General features: G+C 30.6%; 23 protein-coding genes. 1 reads left to right on the top strand and 22 read right to left on the bottom strand.

The genetic code is table 11. The annotated features are described in order from the left end of the window. Positions 1–167 precede the first annotated feature (167 nt). From C820_RS07945 to C820_RS07845, 21 genes are all read right to left on the bottom strand, one after another. Positions 168–737, bottom strand: coding sequence for a putative phage tail protein (locus tag C820_RS07945; RefSeq protein WP_004035029.1), 570 nt, complete (start codon positions 735–737; stop codon positions 168–170). Then, positions 734–1,804, bottom strand: coding sequence for a baseplate J/gp47 family protein (locus tag C820_RS07940; protein WP_004035031.1), 1,071 nt, complete (start codon positions 1,802–1,804; stop codon positions 734–736). The genes C820_RS07945 and C820_RS07940 overlap by 4 nt, the downstream gene beginning before the upstream one ends. After that, positions 1,804–2,211, bottom strand: a complete 408-nt coding sequence (locus C820_RS07935; RefSeq protein WP_004035033.1) for a DUF2634 domain-containing protein — start codon at positions 2,209–2,211, stop codon at positions 1,804–1,806. Before C820_RS07935 ends, C820_RS07940 begins: the two co-directional genes overlap by 1 nt. Further along, complete coding sequence (locus tag C820_RS07930) at positions 2,189–2,545, bottom strand: DUF2577 domain-containing protein (protein WP_004035035.1); 357 nt, start codon at positions 2,543–2,545, stop codon at positions 2,189–2,191. The genes C820_RS07935 and C820_RS07930 overlap by 23 nt, the downstream gene beginning before the upstream one ends. Before the next feature lie 15 nt (positions 2,546–2,560). Then, positions 2,561–3,850 carry a hypothetical protein gene (locus C820_RS07925; protein ID WP_004035037.1) on the bottom strand — a complete coding sequence of 430 codons (1,290 nt, stop codon included), beginning with the start codon at positions 3,848–3,850 and terminating at the stop codon, positions 2,561–2,563. A 139-nt stretch (positions 3,851–3,989) separates the two neighbouring features. Further along, positions 3,990–4,358 (bottom strand): phage tail assembly chaperone, encoded by a 369-nt coding sequence (locus C820_RS07920; RefSeq protein ID WP_004035039.1) that lies wholly within the window; start codon positions 4,356–4,358, stop codon positions 3,990–3,992. Between the two features lie 2 nt (positions 4,359–4,360). Next, positions 4,361–5,335 carry an XkdQ/YqbQ family protein gene (locus C820_RS07915; protein WP_035295611.1) on the bottom strand — a complete coding sequence of 325 codons (975 nt, stop codon included), beginning with the start codon at positions 5,333–5,335 and terminating at the stop codon, positions 4,361–4,363. A 5-nt stretch (positions 5,336–5,340) separates the two neighbouring features. Next, a complete protein-coding gene (locus C820_RS07910; RefSeq protein WP_004035044.1) occupies positions 5,341–6,003 on the bottom strand; it encodes a LysM peptidoglycan-binding domain-containing protein in 663 nt (220 codons plus the stop codon). Positions 6,004–6,019: 16 nt separating this feature from the next. Continuing rightward, positions 6,020–6,364 (bottom strand): phage tail assembly chaperone, encoded by a 345-nt coding sequence (locus tag C820_RS07905; RefSeq protein WP_004035046.1) that lies wholly within the window; start codon positions 6,362–6,364, stop codon positions 6,020–6,022. A 77-nt stretch (positions 6,365–6,441) separates the two neighbouring features. Next, a complete protein-coding gene (locus tag C820_RS07900; RefSeq protein ID WP_004035048.1) occupies positions 6,442–6,897 on the bottom strand; it encodes a phage tail tube protein in 456 nt (151 codons plus the stop codon). Positions 6,898–6,917: 20 nt separating this feature from the next. Then, positions 6,918–8,225, bottom strand: a complete 1,308-nt coding sequence (locus tag C820_RS07895; protein WP_004035050.1) for a phage tail sheath family protein — start codon at positions 8,223–8,225, stop codon at positions 6,918–6,920. A gap of 6 nt (positions 8,226–8,231) precedes the next feature. Beyond that, the gene (locus tag C820_RS07890; protein WP_004035054.1) at positions 8,232–8,405 is read right to left on the bottom strand and encodes a hypothetical protein; all 174 of its coding nucleotides are present in this window, start codon (positions 8,403–8,405) and stop codon (positions 8,232–8,234) included. Between the two features lie 19 nt (positions 8,406–8,424). Further along, positions 8,425–8,865, bottom strand: a complete 441-nt coding sequence (locus C820_RS07885; protein WP_004035056.1) for a phage tail terminator family protein — start codon at positions 8,863–8,865, stop codon at positions 8,425–8,427. A 17-nt stretch (positions 8,866–8,882) separates the two neighbouring features. Further along, positions 8,883–9,146: a hypothetical protein gene (locus C820_RS07880; protein WP_004035058.1), complete on the bottom strand. Its 264-nt coding sequence runs from the start codon at positions 9,144–9,146 to the stop codon at positions 8,883–8,885. 133 nt (positions 9,147–9,279) lie between these two features. Beyond that, positions 9,280–9,711, bottom strand: a complete 432-nt coding sequence (locus tag C820_RS07875) for a head-tail connector protein (protein WP_004035060.1) — start codon at positions 9,709–9,711, stop codon at positions 9,280–9,282. A 16-nt stretch (positions 9,712–9,727) separates the two neighbouring features. After that, a complete protein-coding gene (locus C820_RS07870) occupies positions 9,728–10,651 on the bottom strand; it encodes a hypothetical protein (RefSeq protein WP_004035062.1) in 924 nt (307 codons plus the stop codon). Positions 10,652–10,667: 16 nt separating this feature from the next. After that, positions 10,668–11,054, bottom strand: a complete 387-nt coding sequence (locus C820_RS07865; protein ID WP_083863674.1) for a phage scaffolding protein — start codon at positions 11,052–11,054, stop codon at positions 10,668–10,670. Then, a complete protein-coding gene (locus C820_RS07860) occupies positions 10,945–12,522 on the bottom strand; it encodes a phage portal protein (protein WP_004035065.1) in 1,578 nt (525 codons plus the stop codon). Before C820_RS07860 ends, C820_RS07865 begins: the two co-directional genes overlap by 110 nt. Before the next feature lie 17 nt (positions 12,523–12,539). Then, positions 12,540–13,787, bottom strand: coding sequence for a PBSX family phage terminase large subunit (locus C820_RS07855; RefSeq protein ID WP_004035067.1), 1,248 nt, complete (start codon positions 13,785–13,787; stop codon positions 12,540–12,542). 4 nt (positions 13,788–13,791) lie between these two features. After that, positions 13,792–14,175, bottom strand: coding sequence for a terminase small subunit (locus tag C820_RS07850; RefSeq protein ID WP_004035069.1), 384 nt, complete (start codon positions 14,173–14,175; stop codon positions 13,792–13,794). A 103-nt stretch (positions 14,176–14,278) separates the two neighbouring features. Continuing rightward, positions 14,279–14,743 carry a hypothetical protein gene (locus C820_RS07845; RefSeq protein WP_035295617.1) on the bottom strand — a complete coding sequence of 155 codons (465 nt, stop codon included), beginning with the start codon at positions 14,741–14,743 and terminating at the stop codon, positions 14,279–14,281. Positions 14,744–14,967: 224 nt separating this feature from the next. Between C820_RS07845 and C820_RS07840 the strand changes: the two genes are divergently transcribed. After that, positions 14,968–15,612, top strand: a complete 645-nt coding sequence (locus C820_RS07840; protein ID WP_004035073.1) for a LexA family transcriptional regulator — start codon at positions 14,968–14,970, stop codon at positions 15,610–15,612. 335 nt (positions 15,613–15,947) lie between these two features. On the opposite strand, the gene C820_RS07835 is transcribed toward C820_RS07840, so the two are convergent. Beyond that, a complete protein-coding gene (locus C820_RS07835) occupies positions 15,948–17,186 on the bottom strand; it encodes a LysM peptidoglycan-binding domain-containing protein (protein ID WP_004035075.1) in 1,239 nt (412 codons plus the stop codon). Positions 17,187–17,387 lie beyond the last annotated feature (201 nt).

Below are 17,387 nucleotides of genomic sequence, written 5' to 3'. Positions count from 1 at the left end.
CTATTTCACAATATACAATAAACTTCATTTATCATTTTTCCCCTATTTTTCATTTTATTACTGATATAAAATTGGTAAATATACAAAAAAATCTATTTTTTTCATAAAAAAACGTGTCGATTTTATCGACACGCTGACACATTAAATTTTGAAACATATTTTATTATTTACATTTCCCAATATCTAATATCTTCTTCTCTTATATCAATATATCGGAACTGTTTTCGTTTTAAATCTCCATAAGTATACGGTTTTATTTCTCCATACAAATTATATCGCAATGTTACCTCCAACACGATATTGGCAGGTATCATTTTTCTTACTGTCTTTTTTATTTCCTCTTGCAATTGTTTTTTAATCAATCTAATTTCTATATGTAAATAATACAAATCATGCTGCATATCTACTACTACATTTGTTACATTATCTTTATTACATATTCCTTCCAACCAATCTAACAAATGAAAATAAGTATAAGGTTTATGATGGTTCCACAAAAAAAGTATTCTTTGTCTAAAATCTTCTAAACTTTCATTTTGCTCTCTTACAATATTTAATAATTTTGCTCTTCTTTTTAATCCTCTTTCTGTTGCTGTTACAATCCATTGGTCATCTTCTAAATATTGTTTTGCCTGTTTTTCTTCTGTCAATATATTTCCTTCTATTTCTGAAAGCATTTGAAATTCTCTTGTGTCTTTTACAAATGGTGGCAAATATTTTTCATAAATTTGTTTCATTCTGTCACCACACTTCCCAAAAACGGAATTTCATTATATTCTAATATATAATTTTGTGCACGGTCATTTATTTTAGTATATTGCACATCAATAACTCCTTCTGCGTCCAATGCCCTCGCTTCCAAATAACTAATACGTACTGTTAAATATTCCATATCTGCCCATTGTTTTCTCAAATTTGAAAAATAATCTTCTATAGAATTTGTAATTTCTTCTGTTACTTTTGTTTTATTTGTTCCATCTTTTAATAACAATGTCATTTCTATATAGCATTGTACTTCTTTTGCTGGTTCTACTGTTACTTTATGTCCTATTGGTGCAATACCATAGCCCAATCCCCTTTTTTGAGGGTCTATTACTTGTTGTATTTTTGCAATTTCTCCTTCTATTGGTGCATTGAAATTTCCGTCTACTATTGTCAGTTTTACTGTTCCTCCTCCATTCCAAACTGGTGTTACTTTTACTCCTCCTACTCCTTTTAATGCCATTACTTTTACTTTATAGTCTTCTATATTTCCCCCAAATGTATCTGTATTAAAACTACTATAGTATCTTTTTCTCAGACTTTCATCTGTTTCTTCATCTTCTCCTTCTGTAAGCAGTTCTATCAATTCTCCTTTTGCCAGTCCCTCTAAATATGTAATGGGTATTAAATCCCCTAAATACTGATTACCTGTTTCTCCTACTGTTTCGCACTCTAATATATACTCTCCTTCTACTGCTGTCTTTTCTATTACAATATAATTTAATTCTTCCAAATTAAATCTCATACCAATAGGTACATTACAAGCTCTTTCATTTCTATCTATAAATTTTCCTAAAAAAGTGGCTTTTGTACCTTCTTTTCTAAAAACTCCTCTTTCCATACATCTTCTTGTTAAATCTTGTTCTGTTGCACTATCTCCATAAGTACGATTTTCCAGCATTTTTAAATCTGCATAAAATATAGCTGTTTCTGCTGCATTTGGTGCAATCGCATCAAATATAATACTTCCCTGTCTTCTATCTCTTTTTTGATTTACTTGTTCTAGCTTTCTCTCCATCAATTCCTCATAACTCTCATACATTAAATATCAACCGTCCTTTCTATTTCTAGTGTTCCAAATATAGTATGTACTTTAAATTTTACTTCCAATTCTCCTTTTTTCCCTCCAAATTGAAAATCTGTTACTGCTTTTATTCTATCATCCGCCAGCAATGCCTCCTCAATTCTCTTTTTCATTTCTGGTATCACATAACTTTTTGCTCTACCAAACAAATCTTTCAATTCCATACCATACTCCCAATTATAAATTTCATACTGGTATCTTTCTGTAAACAATATTTTAAACACTGCCTGTTTCATTGCTTCCAATTCATCTACTGTACCAGAAACAATTTCTTTTTCTTTTTGCACTCTATAAGTTAATGTAGGTATTTTTTGTATAACCACATTACTATTTACTTCTATTTCAGACTGTGGTGTCAGTTTCATTTTCTGTCATCTCCTCTCCTACTCTATCCAATACGACATATCTTTGTCCTCCTGTCATTTTCATCAATATGACTCTTTCTCCCTTTTTTAGTTCCTTTTCAATTATGATTTCATAGTGTTCCCACTGTTCATTACTATCTTTTTTCCTCATATAAAAGCTTTCATAATGTTTCATTACATTTTGTGACAATATCAAAAAATTTTCTGTTAATTCTAATTTTTGCTCCAATATTATTTTTAGTGGTTCTGTTGCTGTTACAGTACCATAACAAATATCTGCTATATTTTCTTGCTGCAATACATCATATGCCAACAATTTTACTGCTTCTAACATACTTTTTTCCCCATTTCATATTTTCATTTGACTTGCTCTCAAACTTCTCTCTCTTTGTTCTAACAGCTTTTCTGTCATATGTAAAAACAATGTATTTATATCAACATTTTGTTGCTTTTGCTGCACTTGTTGTTTTTGCTGTTTTTGCTCTTCTTTTTGTTTTAAACTATTTTTTACAACATTTTGTATTATTTCTGTATTTATTTTTTTATTATATTGTTCTATTTGTTCTATATTTTTATTTTCTTTTTCCCACACACTTTTTATATCTCTTTTTTGTTCTGAACCAGGCCACACTTCTTTTTGCCATTGTTTTTTATTTTGTTTTTGTTCTAAATTCTTTTGTTTTATTTTTTCTATATTATTTTTTACACTATATTCTTTTTGTTGTAATATTTGTTTTCCTAAATTAAAAACACTTTCTTTTTTTTCTTTTTTTAAAATGCTATTTCCATATCCCCAAATATCACCTTTTTTTATTTCTTTTAACACTACTTTATTCTGTTTCTCTTTTTTATTTTCGCTTCCTTTTTTATCAAATATTTCTTTTATATCAAAGTATTTCTGTTTTTCTATCTCTTTGTTATATTCTCTATTTTGTTTTTCTATTTCCCATACACTTTCACTTTGTTTTTGATTTTTTTTATCTATTTTATATTGTTGTAATTCTTGTCTTTTTTGTTCTCTTTTATTTTCATTTTGCTGTTGTGTTTGTTTTCTTTTTTGTTGTTGTTTTTGAATTTGTTGTTCATATTCTTGCTGTTTTTGTTGTATATTTTGTTTTTGTTGTTGGTATCGTTGCTGTTTTTGTTTTTGATATTGTTTTTGTTGTTCTATTTGGTACTGTTTTTCTATTTCATATTTATTTTGTATCTGATATTTTATTTGTTTTTCTTTTTCAATTTGGTATTGTTTTTCTATATCACTTTTTTTCTGTTGTTGTTGTCTTTTTTGTTCTTCTGTTTGTTTATATTCTTCATATTCTTTTTGATACTGTATTTCATCAAACATACTTTTTGTTTTTTGTTTTTCAAATATTTCTTGTTTTTTAAATATACTATTTTCCTGTTTTTGTTTCTTTTTTATTTCTTTTTCAACACTTTTTTTCTCTTTATTATTTTTTATACTATTTTCTTTCTCTCCAACCATTTTATACAGCGACTGTTGTTTATTTTCATACAGATATTGTTGTCGCCACAATATACTTTTCTTTTGCATTTCTTCCTGTTCATACCAACGCCAAAAAAAATCATTTCCTTTTTCATTTTTTAAAAACTGTTTTTTATAAAAAGAAAACATTATCATCACCTCTCCTCCAGTTCCAAATCTATTACACTTTTTATAAACATTTTCTGTTCGAAATCCATACGAAAATATTGACTTGGCAATATATGATAATGTCGGAGAGCATAAGCAGCATAATCTGTTTCTGCTCTACCCTCCTTTATTGCTTTTTTATATCATTTTTTATTTTTTGTTCTCTTTGTTCAAAGCAATTTTGTTCTCTTACTGCTTTCAAAAGTATCATATATTCTCCCATTGTAAGCATTTCTTTCAATACTTCATCTGCTTTATCACAGCCATAACTTTTTAAAAGTTCTCTATCATTCAAATTTGGTATTACAACACAACTAGCACACAATTTTCCCCAATATTGCTCTATTGCTTCTGTTGTTTTTGTTTGTTTTATTTTTTGATGTTCTTTTTCTTTTAATGCTTTTATTCTCCATTTCAGAGGTTTTCCATTTTCTCCTATAAATCTTTTAGATACTTCAATTTCTTTTTCTTCTAGCAAATATTTTTCTTCTATCATAATTACTCCTCCATTCTTATATTCAAATCTGCTTTATATCCTCCATTAAAAAAATGATAAATTCCTTTTTCTATTACAAACATACCTTTTAAACTAATTTCAGCCAATTCTGGTAATTCTATATAAATAGACTGGCCTGGTATTAATATTAATTTTTCTGAAAATTGTTTTAATAGCAATGTCTTTTTTACACGGCATTTTTGTGACAAAATTGTATTTCCTATTGCTCTTAAATCATACTGTGTTAATCTATGGTCTACTCTTTGATAGTACAATATTCTGCCCCATTTTTTAATTTCTTCTTCTTTTTCTTCTCTATAAGACAATTTTTCTGTTTCCAATCTTCCCGCCTGAAACAGCTGTACACCATTATAAGTATCTTCTGATATATCTGTTATATAAATATAATCTTCTATACTTCCATCACACTGCAACACTTCATTTGTTACCATATCACTTTTTTCTGTTAGTGTTAATTTTCCCCCTTCATCATAAAAAAAATATTCTTTCCCTATCTCCTTTTTTGTTAAATTTAGTGCTGTATTAATCATATCCCAAAGTGTTTGACCTTCTTCTATTCTTTGCGGAATTTGCCACATTGTATTACAAATTTCTCCCATTTCTAAGCCATAATCATTCGCTATCATTTGTATGAGTTCTGATGCTTTTTTGTTATAATACACATAGGTATCTTTATTTTGTACCAAATAAAAAAACTGGTCATATGCCGTTACTTCTATAATTTGTTTAGAAGTTCTACTTTTTTTCATTATCCACCCTGAAAAAAATAATTTATCTTCTGCATAAAATTGTATTTGATTTCCTTCTACAAACTGTGTTACGCCATCTCTTATAATAGAACAAGTCATTTTTCCACAAGTCCCTATAATACTTTTCTCTACAACAACCTCTCCTTCTAACAAATTTGTTGCATCATACATTTTATTATTATTTTTTACAAGCATTTTAATTTTCATTTTTATCACCCCAAACGCAGTATTTGTCCTATCTGTATTTTATTGGGATTTACAATATTATTTTTTTCTGCAATTTCTTTATAGCGACTACCATCATTTAGCATTGTTTGTGCAATTTTCCACAAACTATCTCCCTTTTTTACTGTATAAGTATTTGGAATTTCTTTTCCTTCTCTTTTTACTCCATATTCTTCTAATACTGTTTGTCCCTCTTTTTGCTCTATTTTATATGTTGCAGATGTGATTTTCCTATATTCTTTCAAATTGATTTCTACCCAAAAATCACCTTGTTCTCCTCCCCTTTCCAGTACTGTATATCTTTCAAAAGAAACATCTATATTTCCACTAAACAATTCTGTACCATCTGCTAACTTTCGAAACACAATCAAACTTACTGGTTTTTTACTCATTTTATACTGTCTAAACTGATTTAAAAAAAATATAGGTGGCTGAAATACACCTTCTGTTTGTACAAAACTATACTGTACTGCTGGCAGCAACACTGTAAAAGAAATTCTTCTCAATCCTATATCTTTTAATATACTTCCCTCTCCTATATCTACTAACTCTACTCTCTCACTTTCTCCTTCTACATTTGTTATCAATTCTGATGGTGCTACTGGCAGCAATATTTGTTCTCCATTTTGTTTCATATAAAATCGATACATATTTTTTCCTCCCCTTTTACTGCACTTCTTCCACCACATTTTTCAGCTTTTCATATTCTCCTGCTGTCAACATTTCTAAAAGTAATGCTTCTTTTCCTATCACATGGTATTTATTTTGCAGTTCTACATTACTTAAATCTGGAAACACAACACTTTCTACCAATACCATTACCTCATACAAATTTTGTTTTCCTTCTTCTTTCATTGCTCTACATTTTTTTAATATATTTTCATTTTCTTTTTGGCTTAATGGTCTTATTTCCCACACAACTACATTTCCTTGTTTATCTACCAATCTCTCAGAAATTACTATTTTTTTATTTTTTATTTCTTTTCTATTTTGTTTATAATATGCCTGCATTCCCTTACACTCCTTTTTATTTATATAATATACGTCCCCCATCTAATAAGATGGAGGACTGTTTTATTTTCTTTTTTTTACAATTCTTCAAACGCTTCTAGCAAATCTGCATCATTAAATGTAAATGTCAATACTTCATCTAATGCTTCTTTATCTACATCTAATTTTGTAATAAACATACTATCAATATTAACTCCTTTTAAAAGTACTGTTTGTTTCCCTGTTTCACTTGTAGGGTCTTCATTTGTTACAAGCAATTCAAAATAAGTATCCACCCCATTTTTCATATACTCTAACATTACCTTTCTAAACAAACTTGAAACATAATACACCTCCATTGTTCCAGTACCTTTCCAGCCTCCAGCTTTATGCTGTTTTGATGTCAGCCCCAATATTGGTATTTCTGATTTTGTTTTCTCTACTTTTGCCTCTACATTTTTCGCCTGCATAATTTCATATCGATTTCCATTGATTAACGCAAAGCAAGTACCCAATGCTCCATTTATTGTATCTTTTGCTCTCAAATACGCCATTTTATTACCCCCTCACCTAATTAAATAACTTCTACTTTCATATACAATTTTTCCATAGCATCTATTGGTTTTACTTTCTCATACACTACAACATCTTGTTTTTCTATTCCCTGCATAATTGTAATATCTTCTGGTTCAAAACCCTCTATTGCTTCTATTCCTTCTAATTGTTCATGATACTGTATCAATTCCGCTTTTAACAGATTTCTTCCATTATCATTATTACTTTGTTTTCCCAAATAATACTGACTAAATATTCTTGCTACATCATTCGCTATAGCATCTAACACTCGTATTACTCTATTACTTGAAAAATCACTATTTTTATTACTTTCAAATGACGTAAATGTATTAATATCTCTCAGTACTCTAATATCATCGCCATCTTCATAATACAAAAATTCCCCATTTTGCAATCCTTCTATAAATTTTGATTTTTTATATTTTGCTTTAACGCTATATTCCCCATTATATTTTTTATTTGTTATACTTTCATTTACTTCTGCCCCTGCTTCTGCTCCTGCTGTCCAATACACCAGACCTGTTTTCTGTTCTTCTGTTTCATTTGTTACAGAAATAACGCCTTCAAAATCTGCTTTTGTATACTGAAACAACACTGTTACAAATTTTACGCCTTCTTCATTTCTTAATCTTTTTGTAAAAGCTGTAAACAATCCTTTTGTTACTTCATCTTCTCCTGCATAAGCCAACACATTGAAATTCTCTTTTTCTGCTTCTTCCAAAAAATCAGCATAATCATTTCCTGTTACTTCTTTATTTGTTCCACCTGTTAAATTGACTCCTGCATTTGCCTGCAATGCCCCTGTTCCCTGAAATACTACATAAGTATTTTCATTCAATTCTTCTATTGTTTTTACTGTTTGTGTATCTTGCAATACCAAATCTAAATATGTCCTTACATCAAATGCTGTTTCATCATCTACATTTTTTGCAATTACAATTTTTATATCATTTCCTCTTGTTCCGCCACATTTTGCCTGTACAGTACATTCTCCTACTTTTACACTTGCCTTTTCTCCACTATTACAACGATAAATCAATGCCTTTTTTGCATACAAAAACAATTCTCTCAGTGGTTGCATTTTTTCATGGGTATAATCATACCCAAATATATCTTGTGCTTCTGTTTGAAATTCTTCTGCCTCTACTGTCATCATGCCACTTTTTCCCCAATCTAATTCTAGTGCCATGCACACAGTACCTCTTTCCCCCAATGTTCCCATCGCTCTCGGTTGTGATACAAAATTGATATATGCTCCAGGTAATATTTTATTTTGTACTAAATAAGTACCTCCTCCTAATGCCATACGCTTTCATCTTCTCCTTTCTCTTTTTCCCTCTAAATACATTTTGACTAATCTCTCGGCTTCTTTTTTACTATACTGTTTCCCTTCTTTTAATACTGCTTGTACAACATCTTTATTCCACTTTTTATTTTTACTTTTCAAAAACTGTTCTTTTTCATACACATTTCTTTCTTCTTGCACTCCTTTTCCTCCTTATTTTTTAATATCCTACTACTTGACTTCCATTATATTCTAATCTTTCCATTTTTCTTTGTGTTACAACAGGCATAATTTGCACATAGTAAGTTACTTCAAATTGAAATCCTTTTTCTGTCATATTATGCTGCATTTTTACTGCAAAAAATTTATTTTTCCCTTCCCCTATCAATGACAACACATCATAAAGTATTTCTACTTTTTCTATACTTTCTGCTTTTTCTCTTTTTTCTACATCATTTCTATACTCTACATTCATTGTTATCCATTGTTCTCGTCTACCCTTTAAAAGTGGTTTCTGTTCTACACTTTTTACACTTACTCCAAAACAATTTTTACTTCCATTTTGAGGTACTTCTTCCCCATATACTTCACTTTGTTCAAATTGTTCTGCTATTGTTTTTATTACAATTTCTTTTATAATTTGTAATATCCCTTTCTCCACTCACTTTCCCCCCTTTTTTATGCTATATCTTCTCTTTTTAATGCAATTTCATTGTGTGTACTATAACTTACCATTTCTCCTACACTTTTAAATACAATATTTTCCCCTCCCTCCTTCTCTATTTCTATATTACTTCCTGCCTTTATCACATCTTCTTTACAAAACAACAATACTGCATCATATAGTATTTTTGCAGGTAAAACACCATTTTTTACTACTATTTTAGGGCTTCTACACAATCTACATTTTATTTGTTTTTTTTCTTCTTTTTCTACAAACAATATTTCTCCCCAATTTTGTTTTTGTTTTTCCCATACTGTTACAGTACATTTTTCATTAAAAAATTTCTCTACTTCTCTTTTTGTTCTTTTTATAATATTTTCACCTCTTTTCCCTCCCCTTACTATTTCACTACTACCATTTCATATTTCTAAATTTATCTAATTCCTCTGAAAATGTTCTCAACAAAACATTTTTTTGCTCTCTCCAACTACTTTTTTCACTTTGGTAGCTTACCGAAACATTACCTTCTGTTATACTTTTCAAGCGAGCATTTTTTTCTTCTTCTCTATAATTCTCATTATCATAAAGCAACATTGTTATTTCTACACAAACATTCTTTAATTCTTTTGGTACTTTTTCTATATTACAATAGCCCTTTACCATTTCAATACTTCTTTCACTTGCAAAAAGCAATATATCATCTATTTGTTCTATTTCTTGCTCTGTTTGTTGTTCTATTTCATTTTCTTTTATTTCTTCTTTACTTTTTCTAAGCTCTTTTATTTTTTGATATACTTCTTCTACTGTCACAAAATATTGCTCTTTTTCATCATTTTGTTTCATTTTATTTATCACCTGCTCATGCTGTTGCTTGTCCATCAATATTTACCCATATTCCTTCTATTGCATTATCTGGTATCCACAAATCATGGTATTTTCTATAGTCAATTTTCCAAGCATTTGCTTTTTGATTTGTTAATGGGTCGAATATTCTTGTTACATCTGTTTTAGACACTCCTATTAACGCATGACGTACTGCTATAATCCAATTTATATCTTTTGCATCTGTTTTTGCTTCAAATCCACCTTCTGTTTCTCCTGTTGTTACTCCATCAAAAAATTGATAGCTTGTTTTTAATCTTGCAGAAGGCACTCTTATAATAGGACTTCCATCTATATTTTTAACTTTCAATTCCACTTTTCCCTGTTCAAAAACACCACTTTCCAACATATGGTTACTTGCTATATCTAACAAATTGGCTATTTTTGTTGACATTGTTACAATTACTTCATTTTCATCTCCTACAATATCTTTTATTATTGTGATTTCTTCTAAAAGTTTTTGTACAATACTATCTTTCTCAGCATGATAATAAGACACTTTTTTACTTTCTGTTGCCAATTCTGCTATTTTACTATAGCGATATGCGTCAATTTCTGGTATTACTTTTGTTCTCTGAAATTCTCCCATTACATTCCCTGCTACCAATGCAAAATTTGTTTCATCTACATCTATCGCATCAAGTTGAAATGTTCTTCCTCTATCTTGTGTCATTTGTTTTGTTTCATATGTCAATGTTACTGCACCTTGCACAAATCCATTATCTCTATCATATGTACCCAGACCATTCAATTCTATTTTTGGTATTTTTACCTCATTTCCTCCAGTATACTGTATCTGTCCACTATTTTCTTCCATCCAGCCACTTGTTGCTCCTGCTATTAGCTGTTCATCTAACGCTTCCATAAATATTTTTGCATATTCTATTGTATTGATACTCATACTATTTTTCCTCCTTTTATCTTCTCATCAATGCTGTTTGAAACTGTTTTGCTGCTTCACTTTTTTTATCTACTTTTTTATTTGTACTATAATATCCCGTTCCCTCTATTTTTTTGTTTTCTTCCTCAAATAAATAAGGGACTTCTCTTTTTAATTTTTTTATATCCAATCCTTCTACTGTTCCATCTTCATTTAAAACAATATCTTGCAATTCCACCAATGCTAATAATGCTTTTGTATTTCTTCCTCCTGCTTGTTTTAATGCAGACTGTACTACATACTGTTTTAATTTTTCATTGTATTGCTGTTTCAATTCTTCCTTTTCTTTTTTCAACTGTGCTATTTTCTGCTGGTATTCTTGTTCTTTTGTTTTGTATTGCTCTTGTTTGTCTATTTTCTCCATCTGCATGATATTTCTCATTCCTTTCTTTTTCTTGTTTTATTGCTTCCATTTCACTATTTACATCTTGTACAAATGGGTGCTGTGCCAAAAGTGTTTTTTCGCTTACAATACCTTTTGATGCTGTTATCATATTTACTGTTTCTATATCATCTGTTATGCTATTTAGATTTAATCTAAAATCTAATTGATTTACATCATATTCTGTACCATTTTTTCTATTATTATCTTCTATTAAAAACCAAAAAAACTCTTTCAATGCTTTTTTAATTTCAGGTATTATGCCATTGATTTTTAAATTAAACATAGCATACTGAAATTTTAATGATACTCCACTTGGTGCATTCCCCAATCTTTCACTATCTGTATCTACTCCCATACCAAAATGAAATATATCTTTTCTCAACAATTTCAGCCATTCTATTCTACCCTCTATAGGCAAATGTACCTGTTTCGTTTCTACTTTTCCAGAAGCATCTGAAATTTGTACTGCTCTATTGACTTGCAATTTTTTTGTTATGGCATTTGCTGTTTCTCCTCCATATCCTGCTATTACCCAATACAGTTCTACCAAATCCAACAAGCTATTTGTTCCTTCACTACATATCAAATCATAAGCATCTACCAAGCCTTTTATCATTTTTAAATCAGACATTTCTTTACTATTATTTCGAAGTGCTATAAATGGTACTCTCCCCCAACCATGTTGCTCTTTCTCTGTCTGTTCTTGTTTTCCTTTTACTACTGTCCAATGTCCTATTTTTTGTTGTTCTTCTTTTTTATAGCTTCCATCTCCTTTTTCTATATAATATGTGACATCTTGTTTTGTCCACCATTCTACCTTTTTTACTATTTTTTCTTTACCATTTTCTACTACTACAAATTGATAATATCTTATTACTTGCTCTATTTCTTTTTTATTTACAGAATTATAAAATACAATCAATTCTTCCGCTGGTACAACACAATACTGCAATACGCCCTCTTTATCATAATAAACATGAACATACTCTATTCCTTTATTTGATGCCCCAACAAGCCACTCATACAACACCCCATTAAATACTTCATTTGCTACTGTTGTCATATATCTTTCATATTCTGTTATTTCTTTTCCCCTTACTAATATGCTTGGCTCTTTTGCTACCAAATAAGAAACTTTCTGTTCTACCAAAATATGATGAAAAGGACATACTACATGATGATTACTTCTATTTGGATTAGAAAGTAATTTTATTCTTTCTTGTTCTTCTCCTTGTGTATTTTTATATGTTTCTGAAAAATGTCTTACTGAAAAGTTCTTTTGTAACACATTATGCTCACAGCAATAATATTTTTCTCCTTCTATCATTTCCTTTTTCTTTTTACTATTTTCATCTTCTGCTATGAGCATTTTTAGTAGTTCACTTTCGCTCCATTTTTTCTCTGACTGTAATTTCGCTTTCATCAATTCCAATTCTGTGATATACATTTTTTCCCTCCTTCCTTTTATGTTACTTTTACATTTCGCATATCATATTCCCTTGCATATCGCACTGCATCTATTGCATGGTTATTTTTATCTGGAAATTTTGACAGCCATTTATTATCAATATCCCTCTCTAATTCATATTCAAAAAATTCTCTTGCTGTATTAGGACATCTTTTTTCATCTATTACTATCTGTTCCAGACTTTGCAGCCATTTTATACCATAGTTTACGCTATCAGGTCCCTTTTTTGCTCCTATCATTCTCAAACCATACGACTGCATTTCTGCTATAGATTTTGGTTCTGCACTATCTGCTACAATTACCCCATTTTGTTTATTTTCTTGTTTTATCATTTCATATGTTTTTCTATTACTTAATCCCCTTTGTTGTATCTCAAAATATATATAAAGTTTTTTCCTTGTTTTATCATAGTGATTTACTGTATAATGCAGTGGGTCTATTGCATATCCCCAATCCAATCCTCTAGACACATTATCAAATGCAGCTATCTCCTCTTGTGTAATTTCTCTCAATACTATATTTTGAAACACTGTCCCTTCTGTATCTACCACTTCTCCCATATATTCATGTTGATACACTTCGGGTTGTACCTGTTTTAAATGCTCCGCTTCTATAAAAAATTGCTCTCCCAGCCACTGTTGGGGTACTTCTTCATAAGTGCTATGATGTATATATTTATCTTCTCTTTTTCTTTCAACTTCTTTATTTACCCAATTCATTTTACTTTTTGGAGGGTTATAGGTATAAAATACTACAAATTTTTTACCGCCTCTCATCAATGACTGATTTATATTTCTTATCTCTGCCATTCCTGAAAATTCATCTGTTTCTTCATACCATATATATTTTACATATCCTTTTCGGCATTTTATGGATTTTATTTTTTTGGGATTATCTGCTCCCCTAAATAATATTTTTTGTCCTGTAGGTATATATGTTATTTCTAGCGGTGATGACTGTTTCCCTTCCCATTGTTGTTCTACTTCCAAAACAGATATTGCCCACCATATTTGCTCAAACACACTATCTTTTATATGAACCCCTACTTTTCTAAGTACTACACCATTCGCTTGTTTATCTTTCATGATACCTAACACAATTTCTAATGAAACAAATGATGATTTTGTACTGCCTCGTCCTCCTTTTAACCAATAATGTGTATTATTTTCACACCAAATATCTTTATGTACTTCATAAAACGATTTCGCAATTAATTTTGAAAGCTGAATTTTATTTTCTTTCATTCCTTCAGCACTTCCCTTTATTTACTATATCATCTACTATAATTACTACATCATTTTTATTCTCTATTTGTTCAAACACATTTTGTCTTTTCCCCAACAACTCCGCTGCTTTCATTCTATCTTTTATAGCAGCATCACTTTTTTCTTTATAGGCATCTCCTTTCATCACACTTGTTAAAAACTGCAATATATCTGTATCATTAGCAATTTCTTCTTTCCTTTTTTCTTCTAACAATCTTTTTATTTCTTTTTGTATATATTCCTTTTTTAACAAGTTTTTACCATATTCTTCTACATAGCCTGCTCCTTCTGCCGCCTGCAAGTCTGTTTTCCCTTCTGCCTTCAGGCGGCAAAACACAATTTCATTTTTACTCAAGCCTTTTTTCATACTTTTCCTCCTTTCCTCTACAGAATATATTTTGTAAAATCTCAAAAAGTCTCATTTTTTTATTACAACTTTTTCTATATTTTCACTAGCATTTTTATTTTATTTATGCGGCTAATTTTTGTTCTTTGCATATCACTATCAACTTATCTAATATTACATCATGGTCCCTAAAGCATTTTGCTCTACTTTTATGAAGCTGTAATGATATATAGTTATACTGATACTCTTTTTCATATCTCAATTTTAAAAATATTTGTTCCTCATATTCCAACTGTTCTATATATCTCCCCATTTTTGAATATTCTTCCATCTCCTTCTCTATATACTCCACAATTTTTATGATTTCTCTTTCATAAATCTGTTTTGCTTCTTCCAAAGTGACTACTTCTTCTCCTAAAAATGGTGCGTTTTTTCCCAATATAAAAAACTGTTTTGCCATTTTTTGAAGTTTATCAATCTCTCTTTGTTTTCTTTGACAAAAATCAAGTGTTCTCCCCCATCTGAACAGCTTCTTTTTCATCTGAACCCTTTCCTTTTTTTCTATATTTTGAAATTTCTTCTCTTTCATAATGAAAACATTCCCCATTTCTTTGTATCGTTAATTTTTTTCACAAATACATCATACTACACTCCTTTGAATAAACCCTCTCCTTATTTCACATATGATAATACTTTCATATTATCAGCACATATGTTCTTTGTCAACAAAAAACATCATCTATAAATTGCCTTTTTTTCATTATCATATTATAATATGATTATCAATATATCAGAAAGGAGTTCCCCTTCATCATGTTTCAAAAACATCTTTTTAAAGAACAACTTATCAAGTTAATGAACGGCAAAACTTCAACGGAATTTGCAGAAATTACTGGTTTTAACCGTACTTATCTTTCTAAATATCTTAATTTAAAATTAGACAGACCTCCCTCTGCTCGTTTGCTTCAAAGTATTGCTAGTTCTATTGTAAATTATGAAGATTTATTAGTATCTTGTGGTTATCTTCACAGCACCCACAATATAAATCAATCAAACAATTCTATTATCAAATTGCCTATTGTTGGTTCTGTTCATGCTGGTAATCCCTCTTTTTCAGATAATTACATAGAAGGTTACGAAGCAATTGATGCTTCTGAATTAAATCCCTCTTATGAATACATTTATGTTCGTGTAAAAGGCAACAGTATGATAAACGCTCGCATACATGACGGCGACCTTGTTCTTGTTCGCAAACAATCTGACGTTAATAATGGTGATATTGCTGTTGTTACTATTGATGACGAAACCGCTACTTTAAAGCGTATACTAAAAAAAGAAAATATTCTTGTACTACAACCTGAAAATCCTTCTTATTCTTCTTATATTTTCTCCGGTGAAGAGCAAAATCGTGTTCGCATTATTGGAAAAGTATTACATGTAAAATTCGTACCCATTTAAAAATTTCAACATTACTAAAAGACTTACATTCTGTAAGTCTAAAAACATCATTTTACCGTAAAAAGTAAGGGGTATGGGGAGTGCAACTCCCCATACTAATCCGCAAGACAAGCTTTGCTCGTCTGAGGAAAACAGCGAGTTTTAAGGCTTTTAAGCCCATGGAACAAGCTGTTTACACTTCTATTTAAACAAGTCAAAAACCTGTTTTCGACTTAGCGTGTCGACTTTATCAACACGCTGAAAAGACTTACATTCTGTAAGTCTTTTTACTATATTTTTATACTTTTTCAAAACAGAAGGAGATAGAAGTACACTTTCTCCTATCTCCACCTTTTTTACCTTTTTGGTATTATCAGTGTTTGCCCGCAGATAATTTTATTTCTATCATTTATACCATTCGCTGCCATAATGTCTTTTATGCCTGCACTTGTACCATAAAATTTACTGCTGATATATCCGAGGCTGTCCCCCGCTTCTACAACATATTGTGCGAGTATACTATTCTGTTGTTCTTCTTCCGCTTTTCTTTTTGCTTCTTCTTCAGCGGCCTTTTGTTCTTGTTCTCGCTTTTGTTGTGCAGCTCTTTCTTCTGCCTCTTTTTTCAGTCGCTCCTGCTGTTGTTGTTCTGCCTTTTGTGCTGCAAACACCATCTGTGTTTGTGCTTCCTCTAGCTGTTCCGCCATAGCATAATAGGAATTTTGCACTGTGACTATCTCCGTTTCCAGCTTTCTGACTCTACTGATGTTATTCAACAAACTAACCCCCATAAAAAGACAAGCGATGCACAATATACTACTGACACCAGCCAACATGGTCAATCTGCTGCGGTTCTCTTCTTCTGCTTCTTTTGCCCTCTTTTTCAGCACACGCCTAATATCTTTTGCGGCGTCCATTCTTTGCTCTGGTGTAGGGCGTTTCTTTTTTTCCTCTCCTTCCTCTTTTTCATTTTCTTTTTGTTTTTCTAACCGTGGACGCACCAGACTATTGTCCAGCATATACTCCTGCATTTCTTGGTTTTTTTCATAATATATGAAATATCCCTTTGCAGGTCTTAGTCCTGTTTTTTCTGTATTATGTATAAAAAAGGTATCCAGTTTGTCCAATGAGTCTATAACAAACAATACCTGCCACGGTTCTTTAAAATATTGTCTATGAAATGTTTCATCTTTTGCCATCAAAAACGTTCCAAATCCTGGCTGTGTATGCACCCAACCTACAAGCGACAAACCTTTAAAATATACTTCCATTTGTCCATTGATATATCTCCATGTATCTTCTGTAAAACTTTCTGCCCCTTTTTGTTGTTTTGTATCTTTTGCTTGTATTGCTCCACTAATAATTATAACTTCTTTTCCTTCTATTACAGCACGTTTCCCTGCCAATGCTGCAAGCTTTTCTTTATTTCCTCCACTTCTTGCATACTGATACAAATAGGTATGTACATAGTCCTCTACATATATTTTAATATCCCCCTCTATAGAACCTATCTGTTTTATATTAGACGGCAATGTGACATCATCTTGTTCCCCAGCAGCACTATATAAATTATTGTCATCATGAAAAAGATACTGCATTTTTTTGTTACCTCCTCATTTCATTTTAGGATATACACAATATATCACGACTTGTACAAGAAATTTGTCAAAGCCTGTCCCCTTTTTTACTTTTTTTTATACAAAAATCTCCCTTTTTTCGTCATTTTATTACCCCTCTTTTTTAGACATAACACAATTTGCTGTTATTTTTTTGGCTTTTTCTTTTGTTTTATTCATTCT

Origin of the sequence: Clostridium sp. MD294 (assembly GCF_000364165.2) — a bacterium.
Taxonomy (GTDB): Bacteria; Bacillota; Clostridia; order Lachnospirales; family Anaerotignaceae; genus Coprocola.
The sequence above is the reverse complement of the archived record's forward strand: the minus strand, read 5'-3'. Positions and strand labels throughout refer to the sequence as shown.

Excerpts from the sequence above, each read along its gene's own strand:
- C820_RS07910 (WP_004035044.1), bottom strand. The coding sequence starts at position 6,003 with ATGTATCGATTTTATATGAAACAAAATGGAGAACAAATATTGCTGCCA.
- C820_RS07915 (WP_035295611.1), bottom strand. The coding sequence starts at position 5,335 with ATGAAAATTAAAATGCTTGTAAAAAATAATAATAAAATGTATGATGCA.
- C820_RS07850 (WP_004035069.1), bottom strand. The coding sequence starts at position 14,175 with ATGAAAAAAGGCTTGAGTAAAAATGAAATTGTGTTTTGCCGCCTGAAG.
- C820_RS07840 (WP_004035073.1), top strand. The coding sequence starts at position 14,968 with ATGTTTCAAAAACATCTTTTTAAAGAACAACTTATCAAGTTAATGAAC.
- C820_RS07940 (WP_004035031.1), bottom strand. The coding sequence starts at position 1,804 with ATGTATGAGAGTTATGAGGAATTGATGGAGAGAAAGCTAGAACAAGTA.
- C820_RS07935 (WP_004035033.1), bottom strand. The coding sequence starts at position 2,211 with ATGAAACTGACACCACAGTCTGAAATAGAAGTAAATAGTAATGTGGTT.
- C820_RS07920 (WP_004035039.1), bottom strand. The coding sequence starts at position 4,358 with ATGATAGAAGAAAAATATTTGCTAGAAGAAAAAGAAATTGAAGTATCT.
- C820_RS07895 (WP_004035050.1), bottom strand. The coding sequence starts at position 8,225 with ATGGCATTAGGAGGAGGTACTTATTTAGTACAAAATAAAATATTACCT.
- C820_RS07930 (WP_004035035.1), bottom strand. The coding sequence starts at position 2,545 with ATGTTAGAAGCAGTAAAATTGTTGGCATATGATGTATTGCAGCAAGAA.
- C820_RS07925 (WP_004035037.1), bottom strand. The coding sequence starts at position 3,850 with ATGATAATGTTTTCTTTTTATAAAAAACAGTTTTTAAAAAATGAAAAA.
- C820_RS07900 (WP_004035048.1), bottom strand. The coding sequence starts at position 6,897 with ATGGCGTATTTGAGAGCAAAAGATACAATAAATGGAGCATTGGGTACT.
- C820_RS07905 (WP_004035046.1), bottom strand. The coding sequence starts at position 6,364 with ATGCAGGCATATTATAAACAAAATAGAAAAGAAATAAAAAATAAAAAA.
- C820_RS07945 (WP_004035029.1), bottom strand. The coding sequence starts at position 737 with ATGAAACAAATTTATGAAAAATATTTGCCACCATTTGTAAAAGACACA.
- C820_RS07860 (WP_004035065.1), bottom strand. The coding sequence starts at position 12,522 with ATGTATATCACAGAATTGGAATTGATGAAAGCGAAATTACAGTCAGAG.
- C820_RS07865 (WP_083863674.1), bottom strand. The coding sequence starts at position 11,054 with ATGGAGAAAATAGACAAACAAGAGCAATACAAAACAAAAGAACAAGAA.
- C820_RS07870 (WP_004035062.1), bottom strand. The coding sequence starts at position 10,651 with ATGAGTATCAATACAATAGAATATGCAAAAATATTTATGGAAGCGTTA.
- C820_RS07875 (WP_004035060.1), bottom strand. The coding sequence starts at position 9,711 with ATGAAACAAAATGATGAAAAAGAGCAATATTTTGTGACAGTAGAAGAA.
- C820_RS07835 (WP_004035075.1), bottom strand. The coding sequence starts at position 17,186 with ATGCAGTATCTTTTTCATGATGACAATAATTTATATAGTGCTGCTGGG.
- C820_RS07855 (WP_004035067.1), bottom strand. The coding sequence starts at position 13,787 with ATGAAAGAAAATAAAATTCAGCTTTCAAAATTAATTGCGAAATCGTTT.
- C820_RS07845 (WP_035295617.1), bottom strand. The coding sequence starts at position 14,743 with ATGAAAGAGAAGAAATTTCAAAATATAGAAAAAAAGGAAAGGGTTCAG.